Below are 18,004 nucleotides of genomic sequence, written 5' to 3'. Positions count from 1 at the left end.
AAGTGGAATTATTCCTCTTTTCCTCTTAATGGTTTTCCAAGTTACCGCTCAACAGGTAACCTTGTTGGATGCGGACTCTGGTTCACCTATTGTAAATGCCGCCCTATACAATGCGGACAAATCACGAACGGCGATTTCGGATTTTGATGGTCGCGCAGATATCTCCCAATTTGATCAACGCGAGAAAATTACCATTAAACACATAAGCTATCAACCCTTTACGGCAACCAAGGCACAGATTATAAAAAGGGGCGAGCGCATTTACATGGAATTGAGTCCGGAGCAGTTACAAGAGGTGGTAATGTCGGTATCCAGATGGGAACAGCAACTTAAGGACATTCCACAAAAAATTGCGAATATCAATGCGCAGAGCATCGCATTTACCAATCCCCAGACTTCCGCCGATCTATTGCAGAATAGTGGTCAGGTCTTTGTCCAAAAAAGTCAATTGGGAGGCGGTAGTCCCATGATACGTGGATTCGCGACCAATCGGGTATTGCTTTCCGTGGACGGGGTCCGTATGAACAATGCCATTTTTAGGGGAGGCAATGTACAGAATGTCATTTCCATAGACCCTTTTACCGTAAAAAATACCGAGGTAATTTTCGGGCCCGGTTCCGTTATCTATGGAAGTGATGCCATAGGTGGGGTAATGAACTTTTTCACTAAAGACCCTCGCTTTTCCTATACGGATAGCCTGGCTTTTTCCGGAAGCGCCTTCTATAGATTTGCTTCCGCCAATACGGAAAATACCGCTCATGTGGATTTTAATCTGGGCCACCAGACCTGGGCATCGTACACCAGTGTCTCCTACAACAATTTTGGCGACCTGAGAATGGGTTCCCATGGCCCCGAATCCTATTTGCGAAACAACAGGGTTGTTCAAAGGAATGGAACAGACGTATTGATCGAAAACGGCGATCCCCTGGTACAGACCCCATCCGGCTATGACCAAATCAATCTCCTTCAAAAATTTGAATTCAAACCAAATACGGACTGGGACTATAGATTTGGGTTGTATTATTCGGAAACTTCAGACTATTCCAGATTCGATAGGCTTATTCGTCCCAGTAGGGATGGCGAAGGTCTCCGTTCAGCGGAGTGGTTCTATGGCCCCCAGAAATGGTTTATGGGAAATGCACAGATTGTTCAAAAAGGTAAAAACCGGTTCTATTCGGGTGCAAAGTTGACCGCAGCCTACCAATTTTTTGAGGAAAGCAGGAACGAAAGGAATTTCCAAAACCCCACCCGGTTTACCACAAGGGAAAAGGTGGATGCCCTATCGTTAAACCTGGATTTTGAAAACAAAAAAATTGGCGGCTTACGGCTGTACTACGGTTTGGAGTATTTATTCAATAAGGTCAATTCCGAAGGAAATCAAACAAATATTGAAACCGAGGAAATCCAACCTGCGCCATCCAGGTACCCGGATGGTTCCACGTGGCAGACCTTTGCTGGATATATGAATGGCGAATACCGTATAAAACCTAATTTTACCGTACTATCCGGATTGCATTATAGTCAGGTTTGGGTCGATGCTCAATTTAATGACACTTTTTTCCCTTTCCCGTTTACGGAGGCCGATTTAATAACGGGCGCTTTGACCGGAAGCTTGGGTTTCAGCTGGTTTCCCACACAGAACTTACAACTTACCTTGAACGGTTCCACGGGGTTTAGGGCTCCCAACATTGATGATATTGGGAAGATTTTTGACTCTGAACCCGGTTCGGTGGTCGTGCCCAATCCAGATTTGGTGCCCGAATATGCCTATAATATTGATTTAGGGATTCGAAAAAACTTTGAAGACAAAATTGTGGTCAGGGCGGCAGCCTATTATACCTATTTGGTCGATGCCCTTGTACGACGGGATTATACCCTTAACGGCGCACGGGAAATTATGTTCAATGGGGAAATGAGCAATGTGCAGGCCATACAAAATGCAGCCAATGCCTATATCTATGGTTTTGAATTTGGGGTTGAAGCCTTTATGGGAAAGCGTTGGTCATTCTTGGGCAACCTCACCCTTACCGAAGGTGTCGAAGAAGACGATAGTGGTGAGGAATCCGCAGCACGCCACGCAGCACCAACCTTTGCCGATGCCCATATTGTATGGAAAAACGAAAAATTCAAAGCCGATTTTTTCCTGAACTACAATGGCGAAATCCCTTTTGATGACCTGGCCCTTTCCGAACGGAACAAAGATTTCATTTACGAAAGCGATGCCAATGGAAATCCCTTCTCCCCATCATGGTACACCCTAAATTTTAGATCCAGCTATAAGATTTCCAATCATTGGAATGCCAATTTTTCATTGGAAAACATTACGGACCAACGGTACAGACCCTACTCTTCCGGCATAGTGGCCCCAGGGTTTAATACTATTTTGGGACTGGGCTACAAATTCTAACGCACCCCCTCCAGGCCATTTTCAATCTTTTGCCTGTTTCTTCCATCGTATTTCCAATCTTGTAATACAATGGTAACCCCCAAAACCATCACTGCAACCATTGTTTTCCTTGTTACGGGAAAGTATTGGTGATATGATTCAAAAAAAGGACGGGCCAAACCAGGTGCCGGTATACCATATGAACTTAGGGGTAAGCCTTTTACCTGCATAAAAACGTGGGTTTTGCCACTAAATGATTAATTTTGCAGACTTTAATTTCTGACACAAGAAATCCTATGAAGTTTGCGGAATACAAAGGGTTGGACCTCCCCGGGATAGGAAATGGCATTCGCTCCTTTTGGAAGGAGAATAACATTTTTGAAAAAAGTGTTACCTCCAGGGAGGGCAAAGAAGGATATGTGTTTTATGAAGGGCCTCCTTCTGCAAACGGAATGCCGGGCATTCACCACGTAATGGCACGTACCATTAAAGATATCTTTCCCCGGTACAAAACCATGAAAGGTTTTCAGGTAAAACGCAAAGCGGGTTGGGATACCCATGGTCTACCCATTGAACTTGGTGTGGAAAAGGAGCTCGGTATTACCAAAGAGGACATTGGCAAAAAAATATCCGTTGAAGAGTACAACGAGGCTTGTAGAAAAGCGGTAATGCGGTACACCGATGTATGGAATGAAATGACCGAAATGGTAGGGTATTGGGTAGATATGGATGACCCATACATTACCTATAAATCCAAATATATGGAGTCCGTTTGGTGGCTCCTGAAACAGATTTATGACAAAGGGTTGATTTACAAAGGCTATACCATACAACCCTATTCCCCAAAAGCAGGTACGGGTTTAAGTTCACATGAACTGAACCAACCGGGTACGTACCAGGATGTTACGGATACTACCGTTACCGCACAGTTTAAGGCCAAGAAAGCTACGCTACCGGATTCCTTAAAAGATATTGATGGCGAGGTGTACTTTTTGGCATGGACAACCACCCCGTGGACATTGCCTTCAAATACGGCACTGACCGTTGGACCAAAAATTGATTATGTGCTGGTCAAAACCTTTAACCAGTACACATTTGAACCAATGCATGTGGTTTTGGCAAAAGCCCTGGTAAACAAACAATTTTCTGGAAAGTATTATGAAACTGTTGAGGAAGGCGATTTCTTAAATTTCAAATCTGGGGACAAGAAGATTCCATTTCAAATCATATCCAAGACCAAAGGGGCCGATTTATTGGGCATACACTACGAACAATTGATCGATTATGTCCAACCGTATGAAAATCCGGAAAATGCATTCCGTGTGATTCCCGGGGATTTTGTAACCACGGAAGATGGTACGGGTATTGTCCATACCGCTCCAACCTTTGGCGCGGACGATGCCCTTGCTGCCAGACAAGCAAACCCACCGGTGCCCCCAATGTTGGTTTTGGATGCCAACAATAATCCTGTACCATTGGTTGACCTTCAAGGTAGATTTCGGCCGGAGCTCAGGGAGTTTGGGGGCAAATACGTCAAAAATGAATATTATGACGATGGTGAAGCCCCTGAAAAGTCCGTGGATGTTGAAATTGCCATTAAACTAAAAATAGAGAACAAGGCCTTCAAAGTAGAAAAGTACCTACACAGCTATCCCAACTGTTGGCGTACGGACAAACCTATATTATACTATCCATTGGATTCCTGGTTCATTAAAGTGACCGACATCCGTGAACGGATGTTCGAACTTAACCAAAGCATTAACTGGAAGCCTAAGTCCACTGGTGAGGGCCGGTTTGGAAATTGGTTGTCCAATGCCAACGACTGGAACCTTTCCCGTTCCCGCTATTGGGGTATTCCCTTACCGATATGGAGAACCGAGGATGGTAAGGAAGAAAAAATCGTGGGTTCGGTTGGGGAGCTTAAAAATGAAATGGCCAAATCCGTGGAACTGGGTTTCATGGAAAAAGACATCTTTGCCGATTTTGTGGTGGGTGACATGAGTGAGGCCAATTACGATACCATAGACCTGCACAAGAATATTGTGGACCAAATTGTTTTGGCTTCCCCTTCCGGGAAGCCCATGAGAAGGGAATCTGATCTCATTGATGTTTGGTTCGATAGTGGTTCCATGCCCTATGCACAATGGCATTACCCATTTGAAAACAATCACCTTATCGATAATGGCGACGCCTTTCCGGCCAATTTCATAGCGGAAGGGGTGGACCAAACAAGAGGGTGGTTCTATACCTTGCATGCCATTGCCACAATGGTATTTGATTCCGTGGCCTATAAAAATGTAGTCTCCAATGGGTTGGTCTTGGACAAGGAGGGCAAAAAAATGTCCAAACGCCTGGGCAATGCGGTAGATCCTTTTGAGGCACTCCCGGAACATGGTGCAGATGCCATACGTTGGTATATGATTTCCAACGCCAATCCCTGGGATAACCTAAAATTTGACATGGATGGTGTTATGGAGGTAAAACGAAAGTTCTTCGGCACGCTTTACAATACCTATTCCTTCTTTTCCCTTTATGCGAATATTGATGGCTTTACCTATTCCGAAAAGGAAATCCCGCTACATGACAGGCCAGAATTAGATCAATGGATTCTATCGGAACTCAATACGCTCATCCAACTTGTGGACGGTGCCTATGCGGACTATGAACCTACAAAGGCCGCACGTGCCATTTCGGACTTTGTTCAGGAAAACCTATCCAATTGGTATGTGCGTTTGAGCAGAAGACGTTTTTGGAAGGGCGATTACCAGCATGATAAGGTTTCGGCCTATCAGACCTTATATACCTGCTTGGCAACAACTTCCAAATTAATGGCCCCCATTGCCCCTTTCTTTGGGGAGCGTTTATATCTGGATTTGGATAAGGTAACACGGAAAGATGGTTTTGAAAGTGTGCATTTGTCCACCTTCCCTTCTTATAACCCCAATATGGTGAACCAAAAGTTGGAACGAAGGATGCAGACCGCACAAAAGATATCCTCCTTGGTATTGTCCATAAGGCAAAAAGAGAAAATAAAGGTGAGGCAACCTTTAAAAAAGGTGATGGTCCCCATATTGAACCAATCCCAAAGGGAAGAAATCGAAGCAGTTGTAGATTTAATTCGTTCCGAAGTAAACGTGAAAGAAGTGGAACTTATGGAAGACGCTTCGGAAATCCTGGTAAAGAAAATTAAACCGAATTTCAAGGTTTTGGGACCAAAATTCGGTAAGGAAATGAAGCAAATTGCCGCCGCTGTCAATCAATTGGAACAGTCGGCCATCCAGAAAATTGAACAAGAAGGCAAAATAATGCTCCAACTGGAAAATAAAAGTATTAATTTACAGTTGTCCGATGTAGAGATTACCTCCCAGGATATTGAGGGGTGGCTGGTGGCCAGCTCTGGACCTTTGACCGTGGCTCTCGATGTAACCATTGATGATGAGCTAAAAAGAGAAGGTATTGCCAGGGAATTGGTGAACCGCATCCAAAATTTAAGAAAGGAATCCGGTTTGGAGGTGACGGACAAAATTGATCTGAAAATCTTAAAGGACGGACAGGTGGAAAAAGCTATTGAAAGCAATGCGGATTATCTGAAAAGTGAAACGCTTACCGAAGTCCTAAACCTTGAAGAGCAATTGGATGAAGGCATTGAAGTTGCCTTTGATGAAGTACAAACAAAATTATTCATTCAAAAACATTGAAACATGGCGCAGGATACAAAAGTGAGATATTCTGATAAGGATTTAGCAGAATTCAAAGAGCTCATAGAAGCCAAAATAGAAAAAGCACAAAAACACCTGGAACTGCTTAAAAGTTCCTATATGAACGATGGCAATAATGGTACGGATGATACTGCCCCTACCTTTAAAGCCTTTGAGGAAGGTTCCGAAACTATGAGCAAGGAAGCCAATACGCAGTTGGCCATACGGCAGGAAAAGTTTATTCGCGACTTAAAAAATGCCTTGCTTAGAATAGAAAACAAAACCTATGGCATATGCAGGGTAACCGGTAAGCTCATCAACAAAGAGCGTTTAAAACTGGTTCCGCATGCCACCTTGAGCATCGAAGCGAAAAACATGCAAAAGTAATGGTGCCTTTCTAGGTCTGGTATGCAATGGCGAGACCCTTTTTAGTCCTGTCCCTAATTTTGACCATCAATTTTGGAGCTGCACAAAAATTGGTGGAAAAGACCGTATTGAGCCCTAAGACCACTTCAGTCCTAATAGATGGGGAAAACTGCTTTAAAATAGATTTGGCTACCCATACGGGCAACCAACTAAGGGTAGAAGCAACAATGGAAGGGGAGTATGCAAAGGATTTGGCCGTTAAATTGGAGCAGAACGGCGACAATTTCCAAATTAGCACGGATTTTCTGCCGAGCTTCAATAGACCCAATGATAAGCTAAGTGCACATAAGGTCATCTCCATTGCTTTAAAAATCAGTATTCCGGAATATGTGAAAACGGATGTTTTTGGGACCCATACCAATGTCTTCGCCATTGGCAACTATAGCAGCCTGAACATTACTTTGGCCGATGGAAACTGTAAATTGGGAAGTATCACCGAAAACGTGAATGTAAAAACCCAAAAAGGAGAGATTTTGGTGGGTAACGCCAAAGGTTCCGTAACCGCGGAAAGTAAATACGGAAAAGTCTTTATGGGAAATGTCCCCCATGGTTATGAAGTCTTTACACTCCATTCCGTGGAAGGGAATATTCGGATAAATAGCCCCAGTGGATGAAATCACTATTTTTGCCCCTATTAATTTTTGTAGATGAACCTTAGAAAGTCCTTATTGATCATTGTGGTGGTTTTACTTATAGACCAAATCAGTAAAGTTTATATTAAAACCAACTTTGTTTTGGGTGAGTCCATTGAGGTGTTTTCATGGTTTAAAATCTTATTCATTGAAAATGAGGGTGCTGCCTGGGGGACAAAACTCAGTGATATTTTACCGGTGTCCGAGTCGACCGGCAAGCTATTTTTGACCATCTTCAGACTTTTTGCCATTGCAGGAATTGGGTATTGGTTGTACGACATCATAAAGAAGCAATCCCCCAATGTACTTATCCTGGCGGTGTCCTTCATCTTTGCCGGCGCCATGGGCAATATCATTGATTCGGTTTTCTACGGGACCATTTTCGATCACAGTAACCGTCAAGTAGCGACCCTTTTTTCGGATGAACCCTACGGAAAGCTTTTCTACGGGAAAGTGGTGGATATGTTATATTTTCCTTTAATAGATACCACTTGGCCGGAATGGGTCCCAAAAGTAGGGGGCTCAAATTTTCGCTTTTTTGAGCCCATTTTCAATATTGCGGATTCTGCCATAAGTGTTGGGGTCGGTATCCTGATTGTCTTTAATAAAAAGGCCTTTGGCAAAGAAAAAAGGGAAATTCCTCAGAATTCATAAATCCTATTGGGGGTAACACAGTACGTAAGCCTAACATCATTGGTGTTGCTATCCGTTATTTCTTCCACGGGCCCAAAAAAGGAAAGCCCAACTTTGATAAGGTCATTACGGCAATTCTTTAGAAACCTATCATAATAACCTCCACCATAACCTACACGGTGTCCGTTCTTATCAAAGGCGAGCAAGGGTACAAAAACAACATCCAATTTATCTGCGGAAATCTCAATTCCCTCCTTTGGTTCAGGTATTCCCAAACCATTGCTCTCGATAACCGTATTATCCAGCAATAAATAGTTCCTAAGAATTCCATTGGGATATGTTTTGGGAACCACAATGGTCTTGTCCTTCCCTTGGAGTATGGAAAGCAAAGGTTGGGTGTCCAACTCCTTATTTTTTGTAATGGATAGAAAAATGTGGTAAAAAGTGTATTGCCAAATAGGCAGGTGGAGTATCTGGTTGGCTATCTCCAGACTGGAACTGTCAATTATACTTGGTTCAAGTAGGTTTCTTTTGTTTCGGTAATCTAACCTAAGCGCTTTTTTATGCATCTACATCACGTAGATTTGATATGAATTTGGGAACCTCTGAAAAAAGGCTTACTCCTTAGCGGAAACAGTAACATATATCTTGAAGAAGATCATCAAAATCAGATACATGCCCAGAACTATCAAATAATTTTCCATGTCTTAACCTTAACTTTGTCTAAAAGTAACGAATTTTTCTTTCAAAATCCTTTGAAATGTTCTTTTTTATCGTTGAAATGCACTTTTTTATTAAAACTTTAACTCCCAAATTATACAACAACATATAGCCTTTACATTTAGGTAATATGCAAGGACTGTTTAAACTAAGTTTACACCCCCTTTAAGTCCATCAACTTTTTCACTTCCCCGTTGAAAAAAACATAGTAACTTCATATCCCAAATAAACCCAAGTTTTTTGCTTCCATGCCCAAAGTACCCATAGACGTACAATTAAGCTCATTGCCCAATAATCCTGGTGTCTACCAGTTTTACGACACTGATGGGAAGGTCCTTTATGTGGGTAAGGCGAAGAACCTTAAAAAAAGGGTTTCTTCCTATTTCACCAAGAACCATGAATATGGAAAAACACGGGTGATGGTAAAAAAAATTGCCGTTATAAAACATATTGTGGTTGCGACGGAGTCGGATGCCCTTTTATTGGAGAACAGTCTTATAAAAAAACACCAGCCCAGATACAATGTCTTACTCCGTGATGACAAAACATATCCTTGGATATGTATTAAAAATGAACGGTTCCCAAGAATCTTCCCCACCAGGAAAATAATAAAGGACGGTTCGGAATACTATGGCCCCTATACCAGTATGCGTACGGTGAGGACCCTTCTGGATTTGATTAAAAGTGTCTATCCACTACGTACTTGTAACTATGACCTTTCCCATGAAAAAATAGAATCCGGTAAGTACAAACGCTGTTTGGAATACCATTTAGGTAACTGTAAGGCCCCCTGTGAAGGTTTACAGACCGCTGAGGATTACCATAGGCAAATGGATGATATCAGGGAAATCATTAAAGGGAATTTTAAAAGTTCACTGACCTATTTTAAGCACCGGATGAAAGGCCATGCCGTGGCCATGGAATTTGAAAAAGCGCAACGTATCAAGGAAAAGATTGAGGTCCTGGAGAATTATCAGGTAAAGTCCACTATTGTGAATCCAAAAATCAATGATGTGGATGTTTTCAGTATTTTTTCGGATGAAACCCACGCCTATGTCAACTTTCTCCAGATTTCCCATGGTTCCATCATACGCTCCCACTCCATGGAAATAAAGAAAAAACTTGATGAGGAAAATGCGGAATTACTTCGGTTGGCCATTATTGAACTACGTCAACGTTTTGCTTCGAATTCCAAAATGATCTTCGTCCCCCATCTGGTGGAACTCGACAAAAGCATTAAGGTCACCGTACCCAAATTGGGGGACAAAAAAAAGTTGGTGGATCTTTCGTTACATAACGCAAAAATGTTTAGACAGGAGCGTTTTAAGCAAATGAAAATTGTAGACCCCGATAGGCACACCAAGCGTTTAATGGCCCAAATGAAGGCTGATCTACGATTGTCCGAAGAACCCATTCACATTGAATGTTTTGATAATTCCAATATGCAGGGGAGCAACCCCGTGGCCGCCTGTGTCGTATTTAGAAATGGCAAACCGGCCAAAAAAGAGTACCGGCACTTCAACATTAAAACAGTGGATGGTCCCAATGACTTTGCTTCCATGGAAGAGGTGGTCTTTAGGCGTTACAAGCGGTTGTTGAACGAAGCGGAAACGCTTCCACAACTTATCGTTATTGATGGTGGTAAAGGCCAATTGTCCTCGGCCTTGAAAAGTTTGGAAATTCTTGGTCTACGAGGAAAAATTGCCATTATTGGCATTGCCAAGAGGCTCGAAGAGATTTATTTCCCGGAAGACCCCATTCCATTATATCTGGACAAGAAATCCGAAACCTTGAGAATAATACAGCAATTGCGCAACGAAGCGCACCGTTTTGGCATCTCTTTTCATAGGAACAAGAGGAGCAATGCCGCTATTAATTCGGAATTGGAAGGTATAGAGGGAATAGGGCAAAAAACCGTTGAACAACTGCTCAAAAATTTTAAGTCCGTGGCACGGATCAAAGAAGCATCAATGGAAACCTTGGCAAAATCCATTGGGAGGTCCAAAGCAAAAAAAGTGTATGAATCCTTTCATTGAACTCCGATGGCAAAAAGAATACTGACACTACTGATCGTGCTATGGGCAATGGGCATTTACGCACAAGAACAACCAAAGGTCGGTCTTGTACTGAGTGGGGGTGGCGCCAAGGGATTGGCGCATATTGGAGCACTTAAGGTCATCGACAGCCTTGGTATCCAAATTGATTATGTGGGAGGGACCAGTATGGGTGCAATTGTTGGGGGACTGTATGCCGCAGGATATTCCGGAAAGGAACTCGATTCCATATTCAAATCAACGGACCTAACGGAACTGATCCAGGACAATGTACCCAGAAGTGCCAAAACCTTTTATGAAAAAGACGATTCCGAACGTTATGCGTTGAGCCTTCCCTTTGATGACTTCAAAGTTTCCTTTCCCCAGGGAATTTCAGGGGGACAGAACATTTACAACGAATTCGTTCGCTTGCTCTATCACGTTAAGGATGTTAGGGATTTTAACCAACTTCCCATCCCTTTTTTATGTATCGCCACCAATATAGAAACAGGAAAACCCGTTTTATTGGACAATGGTTACCTCCCAGAAGCCATTATGGCCAGTGGCACCCTTCCATCATTATTTGAACCTTCCGAGGTAAACGGCCAAATATTGATAGACGGCGGTGTGGTCAATAATTACCCATTGGATGAGGTCAAGAACAAAGGTGCGGACATCATTATTGGGGTTGATGTGCAAGATGCTTTGGCCAAAAGGGAGGATTTGTCCTCAGCTACTGAAATTCTTGTTCAGATCAACAATTATAGGACCGTAAACGATATGCGAAAAAAGGTTGAAAAAACAGACGTTTATATCAAACCTGACATTCAAGACTTTTCGGTCATTGACTTTCCCCGGAGGGATGAAATCATTGAAAGTGGGGAAATGGCCGCGCTGCAAATGATAACTCCCTTGAAGGAAATTGAAAGCAAACAGCCAACGGACAAATTCAGTCCCACCATCGCAAAAAACGTTCTGGACAGTCTGGTGATCAATCGGCTTATCCTTAGTGGGAATGACAACTATACCCGGGGGTATATCAAAGGAAAGCTCAGATTGGCATTGGGGGATAAAATCCCTTTTGAAAAATTAAGGCAGGGAATGGGAAACCTTTCGGCCACAGGCAATTTTAAGGCCATTCGATATAAATTAATATCCAATGGACTGGGAACCGATTTAGTGCTCGACCTACGGGAAAACCCCAACACCATGTATATTAAAATGGGCGCCCATTATGACGATCTCTACAAAAGCGCCGCACTGATAAACATTACCAAGAAAAATTTCTTTTTTCGGGACGATGTGGCCTCCTTTGACTTCATTTTAGGGGATCATTTACGGTATAATTTCCAATATTATTTGGACAAGGGCTTTTATTGGAGTTTTGGGGTCAATTCCACCTTCACCGATTTTGACGAGGAAATAGATTTTGACCTCATTCGAAATAATTTTGATGTCCTTGATAATCCCAATATAGGTTCCATAAGTCTGGATGTTACCGATCTTACCAACCAAGTATACCTGCAGACCGTGTTTCGCGAAGAGTTTGCCTTTAGGGTTGGATTGGAGCATAAATTGTTACGGTACAGTACCCGTACATTGAGCAATTTAACCATGGACGGTGGCGAAGCATTCCTTCCGTCCAACGAGGGCAGGGTATTTTTTGAGGACAGCAATTATTACAACGCTTATGGCAGGTTGACTTTGGATACCTATGACGATAAGTACTTCCCTACCAAAGGATTGTTTTTTGATGGAGACTTCCATTGGTATCTTTTCTCATCCGACTTTAACGATAATTTCCGGCCTTTTTCCATATCCAAAGCAAAACTTGGCGTTGCTTTTCAGCCACTCAGGAATGTATCCCTTAACATTGAGTCGGAAGGAGGTTTTAAGTTGGGCACTTCCCCGGTAACCTCATTTGACTTTGTCCTTGGCGGCTTCGGAAATGATCTTATCAATAATTTCATCCCCTTCTTTGGATATGAATTCCTGAGCCTGCCCGGCAATAGTTTCGTAAAGACCTATGCCCGGTTGGATTACCAAATATCTTCCAAGAGCCACTTACTGTTTTCCGCCAATGCCGCCAACGTAGCGGACGATCTATTCCGGACGGGGGAATGGTTTACCGAACCAAATTACTCCGGTTTTGGGGTAGGTTATGGATTGGAATCCTTTATGGGGCCCATTCAGATTTATTATTCCTTTTCACCCCAAATAGATGAATCCACCGTTTTTTTTAGTGTAGGGTATTGGTTTTAGTAAGATTTTACAACTTTTTATGATGGAATATTAAAACATTGCAAAAGAACCGTGCGTTATAGTTAAAGTTGGTTAAAATAAAAGGAGCCCCTTACTACATAGGTTATCTTTGTCCCTACAAGGGGTGGTTCCCTTGTAACTTTAAGTATTGGTTTTTCATAATTTAAAGTTTGGTTGGTTATTTAGAAAAAGCCCTGATGCTCAACATTGGGGCTTTTTTTATACAATAGTTTGGAATAACTTTTGTTTAAGTAATTGTAAAAGTGGTGGGATATATTCTGATAGTACTAATTTTATGTCCCATTTCGTCTTTATGAAAAAGATAGCTACATTTCTGTTTTTATTGACCTTTATGGGTCTAACAGCGCAAAAGAAGCCCGCTTTTAAAGCGGGGGAATGGCTCAAGTACAGAATCCATTACGGTATTCTCAATGCCAGCTATGCCACTTTGCAGTTAAAAACGGACAGTCTTGATTCCCTTTCTGTTTATCACGTCATCGGAAGAGGAAGGACAACTGGTTTTGCAAGCATTTTCTTTAAGGTGGACAATACGTTTGAAAGTTATTTCGATAAAAAAAGTGGAAAGCCCTATAAGTTTATAAGGGATACCTACGAGGGGGGCTATACAAAGGATATTGAGATTCGATTTGACCATGATGAGGATATTGCCCTGTTAAAGGACAAAAAAAACAAAAAAGAATTCAATATACCGGTCAATGATCAAGTTCAGGATCTGTTGTCTGCATCCTACCACCTGCGCAACACCTATAGCTTTGAGGATTTCGTAGAAGGCGAAACACTTACCATGGACATGCTTTTTGATGATGACGGAATTTACCAGTTTAAACTAAAGTACTTGGGCAAGGAGATATTGCGAACCAAATTTGGTAAGGTAGAATGTCTTAAATTTAGACCTTATGTACAATCCGGAAGGGTGTTCAAGGAGGAGGAAAGTCTAACACTATGGGTCTCCAACGACCTTAACAAAATTCCGGTGCGCATAAAGGCAGATTTAGCCGTTGGATCCATTAAAGCGGATTTGGATGGGTACAACGGATTGAGAAACCAATTCAAAATAATCATGGATTGAATCTAAGGCCCGTTCAGGAATTTGTCAATTATTTTCTTATGTCCCTTCCTGTCTGGCCAGTAGGCCGGTTTTCACGGCACATCGTTAAAATTTTAGTCAATAACCATGGCTATGCTTTTCCATCGCACCGGCTCGCCCATAGCTTTTGCTATGTCGTGCCTCGTTCCGCACTAAAACTGGCCTATAACAATTCCAATCACAAATTCCTAAAGAGGCACTGACCAATGAAAAAAGATGACAGTATCCAATCCCAAATCAACAAGCTTGAAGAAAAATTTAAAAACTCGGGGCAGGACTTAAGCTCTTACCTGGACGGTCTTCTTTACCAACGCTACCTTACCTACTGGGACTACATTCATTTAGACACCCTATTGAGCCTTCAGGTGCCCAGGACCTATTTCCCGGATGAGGAGATTTTTATCATGTACCATCAGATTACAGAGCTCTATTTTAAGCTCATTCTACATGAACAAAAACAGCTGGTGGATGACAAATCCCAGGACACCATTTTCTTTATTGAGCGTATAAACCGCATCAACAGCTATTACAAGGCACTGATCTCATCGTTTAGCATTATGATAAATGGTATGGAGCGGGAACAGTTTTTGCGCTATAGAATGGCTTTGCTTCCCGCTAGCGGATTTCAATCCGTGCAATACAGAATGATTGAAATCCATGCCACACCCCTGGAGAATTTGGTCCACCATTCCGAACGCGATACACTGTCCAAGAACAGCTCCATTGAGGATTTGTACGAAAAGATATATTGGAAAAAGGGGGCTACCGATATCCATACCGGGGAAAAAACATTGACGTTGAAGCAATTTGAATACAGGTATACCCCAAGGCTCATACGAATAGCAAAGCAAGTTCAAGGACAGACCCTATACCATAAATGCCTTGCCCTAATGCGTCCTTCGCACCAAAACGAAGCGCTCATTAAGGCCCTTAAGGAAATGGATATCAATGCCAATGTAAACTGGCCGCTAATGCATATGGGCTCTGCCTACCGCTATTTGGCAAAAGATAAGACCGCCGTAGATGCCACTGGAGGCACCAATTGGAAGGACTTTTTGCCCCCAAGTTTCCAGAGAATAATATTTTTCCCAACTTTGTATTCCAAAGATGAATTGGACAATTGGGGCAAACAATGGGTGGAACACATTTTCAATCCCCAAAATAACTAGTACGGAACATGCAAAAATATTGGGGCGTCATTTTAGCAATGCTGGTAATGGCATCATGTGGGGAGAACAAGAAAATTGCTGAAAATGTCTTGGTTGAAGAGCCTGTGGAAAAACCTATCATCACCCACTATGGATTTAATCTGGATAACTTCAATGTTGTTCGGGATACGGTAAAATGGGGAGATAGTTTTGGTGAGCTTATGCTTAAAAACCATGTGGATTACCCAAAGGTGGTCACTATTTCTGAGAACTACAAAGACACCTTTGATGTCCGTAAAATACAGGTTGGAAAACCCTATCTCATCCTTAAATCCAAGGACAGTTTGGAACAAGCCCAGGTTTTTATCTATCAAAATGACAAAATAAATTACACCGTAGTGGATTTACGTGACTCCGCCATGGCCTATAAAGGCAGAAAAAATGTGAAATACCTTGAGCGGGAAGTAGCGGGAACCATTAAAAGCAGTCTGTCCTTGGAGCTGGACAGTTTAGGGGTGGATTATATCGTTACCATTAACCTATCTGAAATTTATGCGTGGACAGTTGATTTTTTTAAGTTGGAAAAAGGGGATAAGTTCAAGATCATATACGACGAAAAGTACATCAACGATTCCATCTACGCTGGAAGTGGCCGCATAAAAGCAGCCTATTTTGAACACAAGGGCAAGCCCATTTATGCATTTCCCTATGTTTCGGACTCCATAAAAAACATCCTGGAGTATTACGATCAGGATGCCAATAATCTCAGAAGTACGTTTTTAAGGGCGCCCATAAAATTTGGGTATCGCCTGTCCTCAAGATACAATCTAAGACGTAGGATCGCGTATTACGGTTACAAGGTCCGCCCACACAAGGGAACGGACTATGCCGCTCCCATAGGAACACCCATTGTTGCCACTGCAGATGGCACGGTTACCGAATCCAGAAGAAGGGGGGGCAACGGAAAGTATGTCAAAATCCGTCATAACAGCATGTACAGTACCCAGTATTTGCATATGAAGGCCCAAAAAGTAAGGGAAGGGGAGTTCGTTAGACAGGGCGATGTAATCGGTTGGGTTGGAATGACAGGAAATACTGGCGGCCCACACGTATGTTATCGTTTTTGGAAGAATGGAAGACAAGTGGACCCCCTACGTGAAAAATTGCCTTCCGCAGAACCTATTGCAGATTCATTACGATCTGCCTATTTTGACCATATTGAATCCTTAAAGTTTCAATTGGATTGTTTACAATTTGAATCACCAAATAAAGAAGAGAACCTATTAACCCTTGACCCAGAAGATGGCCTTACCCAAAATTGACCCTACTACCACCAAAGCATGGAGCAACCTTGCAACCCATTATGAAGAGATCAAAAACCAACATTTAAAATCCTTTTTCGAGTCCGATGCACAAAGGGCGGAACGCTTTTCCATTGCGTGGGAGGATTTTTATGTGGATTATTCCAAAAACAATGTTTCCGAAGAAACGCTCAAATTACTACTAAAGCTCGCTGAGGAAGTTAAGTTAAAGGATGCGATCCATTCCTACTTTTCCGGGGATATCATCAACGAGACCGAGGGCAGGGCTGTTTTGCATACGGCATTGCGTTCCAAAAAAGGGGATACCATAAAAGTAGGGGGCTCCAATGTTATCGAGGAGGTCTATCAAGTTAAGGAGCAGATCAAATCTTTCACTGAGGCCGTTGTTTCCGGACAAAAGAAGGGGTATACGGAAAAAAAATTCACGGATGTCGTCAATATTGGTATCGGAGGGTCGGATTTGGGTCCCGTAATGGTCACCGAAGCTTTGCAATTTTATAAGAACCATTTAAACATCCATTTTGTCAGTAATGTTGATGGGGACCATGTGTACGAAGTACTCAAAAAACTAGATCCGGAAACCACCCTGTTCATAGTGGTCTCAAAATCCTTCACTACACAGGAAACGCTCAGCAATGCCATCACCATAAAAAAGTGGTTTTTGCAATATGCCACAGAAGGTGATGTGGCCAAACATTTTGCCGCTGTATCCACCAATACCGCTAAAATTGAAGAGTTTGGCATCACAGCTGAAAATGTATTCCCCATGTGGGACTGGGTTGGAGGTCGATTTTCGCTTTGGAGCGCCGTAGGCCTATCCATTGCCTTGGCCATAGGTTATGAAAACTTTGAGCAATTGTTGGAAGGGGCCAATGGCATGGATATTCATTTTAAGGAAACGGCCCCTGGGAAAAACATTCCTGTAATTCTGGCACTTTTGAGCGTTTGGTACAATAATTTTCACGGTGCCGAAACAGAGGCCATTATTCCCTATACACAATACCTACATCGATTTTCTGCGTATTTACAGCAGGGTATCATGGAAAGTAATGGAAAGAGCATGAGCAGGGCCGGACAAAGGGTAGGCTATGAAACCGGAACAATCATTTGGGGCGAACCCGGAACTAATTCACAACATGCCTTTTTCCAGCTGATCCACCAGGGAACCAAACTCATCCCTACGGACTTTATAGGTTTTAAGGAGTCCCTTCATGGCGATAAGGACCACCACAATAAACTAATGGCCAATTTTTTTGCCCAGACCGAAGCCCTGATGAATGGCAAGGGCGAAGAAGAGGTGAAAATGGAACTTGAAACGGCGGGTCTTGCTTCAGAGCGTGTGGAAAAATTGCTGCCCTTTAAAATTTTTGAGGGAAACAAACCTACAAACACCATTCTTATCAAGAAATTGACCCCTAAAAGCCTTGGTGCATTGATTGCCCTTTACGAACATAAAATTTTCGTGCAGGGCATAATTTGGAACATCTTCAGTTACGACCAATGGGGGGTGGAATTAGGGAAACAACTTGCCAAAAACATATTGGCCGACCTTGAAAATTCAGAAATTGGCAATCACGATGGTTCCACATTAAATCTTATTCAATTTTTTAAAGAATAATTAACAAAATCCTTAAAT

General features: G+C 42.4%; 13 protein-coding genes. 11 read left to right on the top strand and 2 right to left on the bottom strand.

Going from position 1 to position 18,004, the window contains the following annotated elements; translation table 11 throughout:
* The first annotated feature begins 28 nt into the window (after window positions 1-28).
* Window positions 29-2,407: a TonB-dependent receptor gene (locus L0P88_RS11780; RefSeq protein WP_247134761.1), complete on the top strand. Its 2,379-nt coding sequence runs from the start codon at window positions 29-31 to the stop codon at window positions 2,405-2,407.
* Here L0P88_RS11780 and L0P88_RS11775 read toward each other — a convergent pair.
* A complete protein-coding gene (locus tag L0P88_RS11775) occupies window positions 2,404-2,616 on the bottom strand; it encodes a hypothetical protein (protein ID WP_247134760.1) in 213 nt (70 codons plus the stop codon). The two genes, L0P88_RS11780 and L0P88_RS11775, sit on opposite strands and share 4 nt — an antisense overlap.
* Before the next feature lie 66 nt (window positions 2,617-2,682).
* Between L0P88_RS11775 and ileS the strand changes: the two genes are divergently transcribed.
* Genes ileS through L0P88_RS11755 form a run of 4 tightly spaced genes read left to right on the top strand, consistent with a single transcriptional unit; the run spans window position 2,683 to window position 7,796 of the window.
* Window positions 2,683-6,084, top strand: a complete 3,402-nt coding sequence (gene ileS / locus L0P88_RS11770; RefSeq protein WP_247134759.1) for an isoleucine--tRNA ligase — start codon at window positions 2,683-2,685, stop codon at window positions 6,082-6,084.
* Between the two features lie 3 nt (window positions 6,085-6,087).
* Window positions 6,088-6,471, top strand: coding sequence for a TraR/DksA family transcriptional regulator (locus L0P88_RS11765; protein WP_158775993.1), 384 nt, complete (start codon window positions 6,088-6,090; stop codon window positions 6,469-6,471).
* A 26-nt stretch (window positions 6,472-6,497) separates the two neighbouring features.
* On the top strand, window positions 6,498-7,124 hold the full coding sequence (locus tag L0P88_RS11760) for a hypothetical protein (protein WP_247134758.1): 627 nt from the start codon (window positions 6,498-6,500) through the stop codon (window positions 7,122-7,124).
* Window positions 7,125-7,157: 33 nt separating this feature from the next.
* Window positions 7,158-7,796, top strand: coding sequence for a lipoprotein signal peptidase (locus tag L0P88_RS11755; protein WP_247134757.1), 639 nt, complete (start codon window positions 7,158-7,160; stop codon window positions 7,794-7,796).
* Here L0P88_RS11755 and L0P88_RS11750 read toward each other — a convergent pair.
* Window positions 7,784-8,344, bottom strand: a complete 561-nt coding sequence (locus tag L0P88_RS11750; protein WP_247134756.1) for a 5-formyltetrahydrofolate cyclo-ligase — start codon at window positions 8,342-8,344, stop codon at window positions 7,784-7,786. The genes L0P88_RS11755 and L0P88_RS11750 overlap by 13 nt on opposite strands.
* 399 nt (window positions 8,345-8,743) lie before the next feature.
* Here L0P88_RS11750 and uvrC point away from each other — a divergent pair, with 399 nt between their 5' ends.
* The 6 genes from uvrC (at window position 8,744) to pgi (ending at window position 17,986) form a co-directional block, all read left to right on the top strand.
* Complete coding sequence (gene uvrC / locus L0P88_RS11745) at window positions 8,744-10,531, top strand: excinuclease ABC subunit UvrC (RefSeq protein WP_247134755.1); 1,788 nt, start codon at window positions 8,744-8,746, stop codon at window positions 10,529-10,531.
* Window positions 10,532-10,537: 6 nt separating this feature from the next.
* Window positions 10,538-12,790: a patatin-like phospholipase family protein gene (locus tag L0P88_RS11740; protein WP_247134754.1), complete on the top strand. Its 2,253-nt coding sequence runs from the start codon at window positions 10,538-10,540 to the stop codon at window positions 12,788-12,790.
* 313 nt (window positions 12,791-13,103) lie between these two features.
* Entirely contained in the window at window positions 13,104-13,880 is a 777-nt protein-coding gene (locus L0P88_RS11735; protein ID WP_247134753.1) for a DUF3108 domain-containing protein, read from the top strand.
* Between the two features lie 224 nt (window positions 13,881-14,104).
* A complete protein-coding gene (locus tag L0P88_RS11730; RefSeq protein ID WP_247134752.1) occupies window positions 14,105-15,067 on the top strand; it encodes a tryptophan 2,3-dioxygenase family protein in 963 nt (320 codons plus the stop codon).
* An 8-nt stretch (window positions 15,068-15,075) separates the two neighbouring features.
* Window positions 15,076-16,368: a peptidoglycan DD-metalloendopeptidase family protein gene (locus L0P88_RS11725; RefSeq protein WP_247134751.1), complete on the top strand. Its 1,293-nt coding sequence runs from the start codon at window positions 15,076-15,078 to the stop codon at window positions 16,366-16,368.
* Complete coding sequence (gene pgi / locus L0P88_RS11720) at window positions 16,349-17,986, top strand: glucose-6-phosphate isomerase (RefSeq protein ID WP_247134750.1); 1,638 nt, start codon at window positions 16,349-16,351, stop codon at window positions 17,984-17,986. The genes L0P88_RS11725 and pgi overlap by 20 nt, the downstream gene beginning before the upstream one ends.
* Window positions 17,987-18,004 lie beyond the last annotated feature (18 nt).

Source organism: Muricauda sp. SCSIO 64092, from assembly GCF_023016285.1.
In the GTDB taxonomy this organism is placed as follows: domain Bacteria; phylum Bacteroidota; class Bacteroidia; order Flavobacteriales; family Flavobacteriaceae; genus Croceivirga.
This window is presented reverse-complemented; position numbering and strand designations above follow the sequence as displayed.

Coding starts and splice junctions, on each gene's coding strand:
- L0P88_RS11750 (WP_247134756.1), bottom strand. CDS start 8,344: ATGCATAAAAAAGCGCTTAGGTTAGATTACCGAAACAAAAGAAACCTA.
- L0P88_RS11740 (WP_247134754.1), top strand. CDS start 10,538: ATGGCAAAAAGAATACTGACACTACTGATCGTGCTATGGGCAATGGGC.
- L0P88_RS11735 (WP_247134753.1), top strand. CDS start 13,104: ATGAAAAAGATAGCTACATTTCTGTTTTTATTGACCTTTATGGGTCTA.
- L0P88_RS11730 (WP_247134752.1), top strand. CDS start 14,105: ATGAAAAAAGATGACAGTATCCAATCCCAAATCAACAAGCTTGAAGAA.
- L0P88_RS11775 (WP_247134760.1), bottom strand. CDS start 2,616: ATGCAGGTAAAAGGCTTACCCCTAAGTTCATATGGTATACCGGCACCT.
- uvrC (WP_247134755.1), top strand. CDS start 8,744: ATGCCCAAAGTACCCATAGACGTACAATTAAGCTCATTGCCCAATAAT.
- L0P88_RS11780 (WP_247134761.1), top strand. CDS start 29: ATGGTTTTCCAAGTTACCGCTCAACAGGTAACCTTGTTGGATGCGGAC.
- pgi (WP_247134750.1), top strand. CDS start 16,349: ATGGCCTTACCCAAAATTGACCCTACTACCACCAAAGCATGGAGCAAC.
- L0P88_RS11760 (WP_247134758.1), top strand. CDS start 6,498: ATGGCGAGACCCTTTTTAGTCCTGTCCCTAATTTTGACCATCAATTTT.
- ileS (WP_247134759.1), top strand. CDS start 2,683: ATGAAGTTTGCGGAATACAAAGGGTTGGACCTCCCCGGGATAGGAAAT.
- L0P88_RS11765 (WP_158775993.1), top strand. CDS start 6,088: ATGGCGCAGGATACAAAAGTGAGATATTCTGATAAGGATTTAGCAGAA.
- L0P88_RS11755 (WP_247134757.1), top strand. CDS start 7,158: ATGAACCTTAGAAAGTCCTTATTGATCATTGTGGTGGTTTTACTTATA.
- L0P88_RS11725 (WP_247134751.1), top strand. CDS start 15,076: ATGCAAAAATATTGGGGCGTCATTTTAGCAATGCTGGTAATGGCATCA.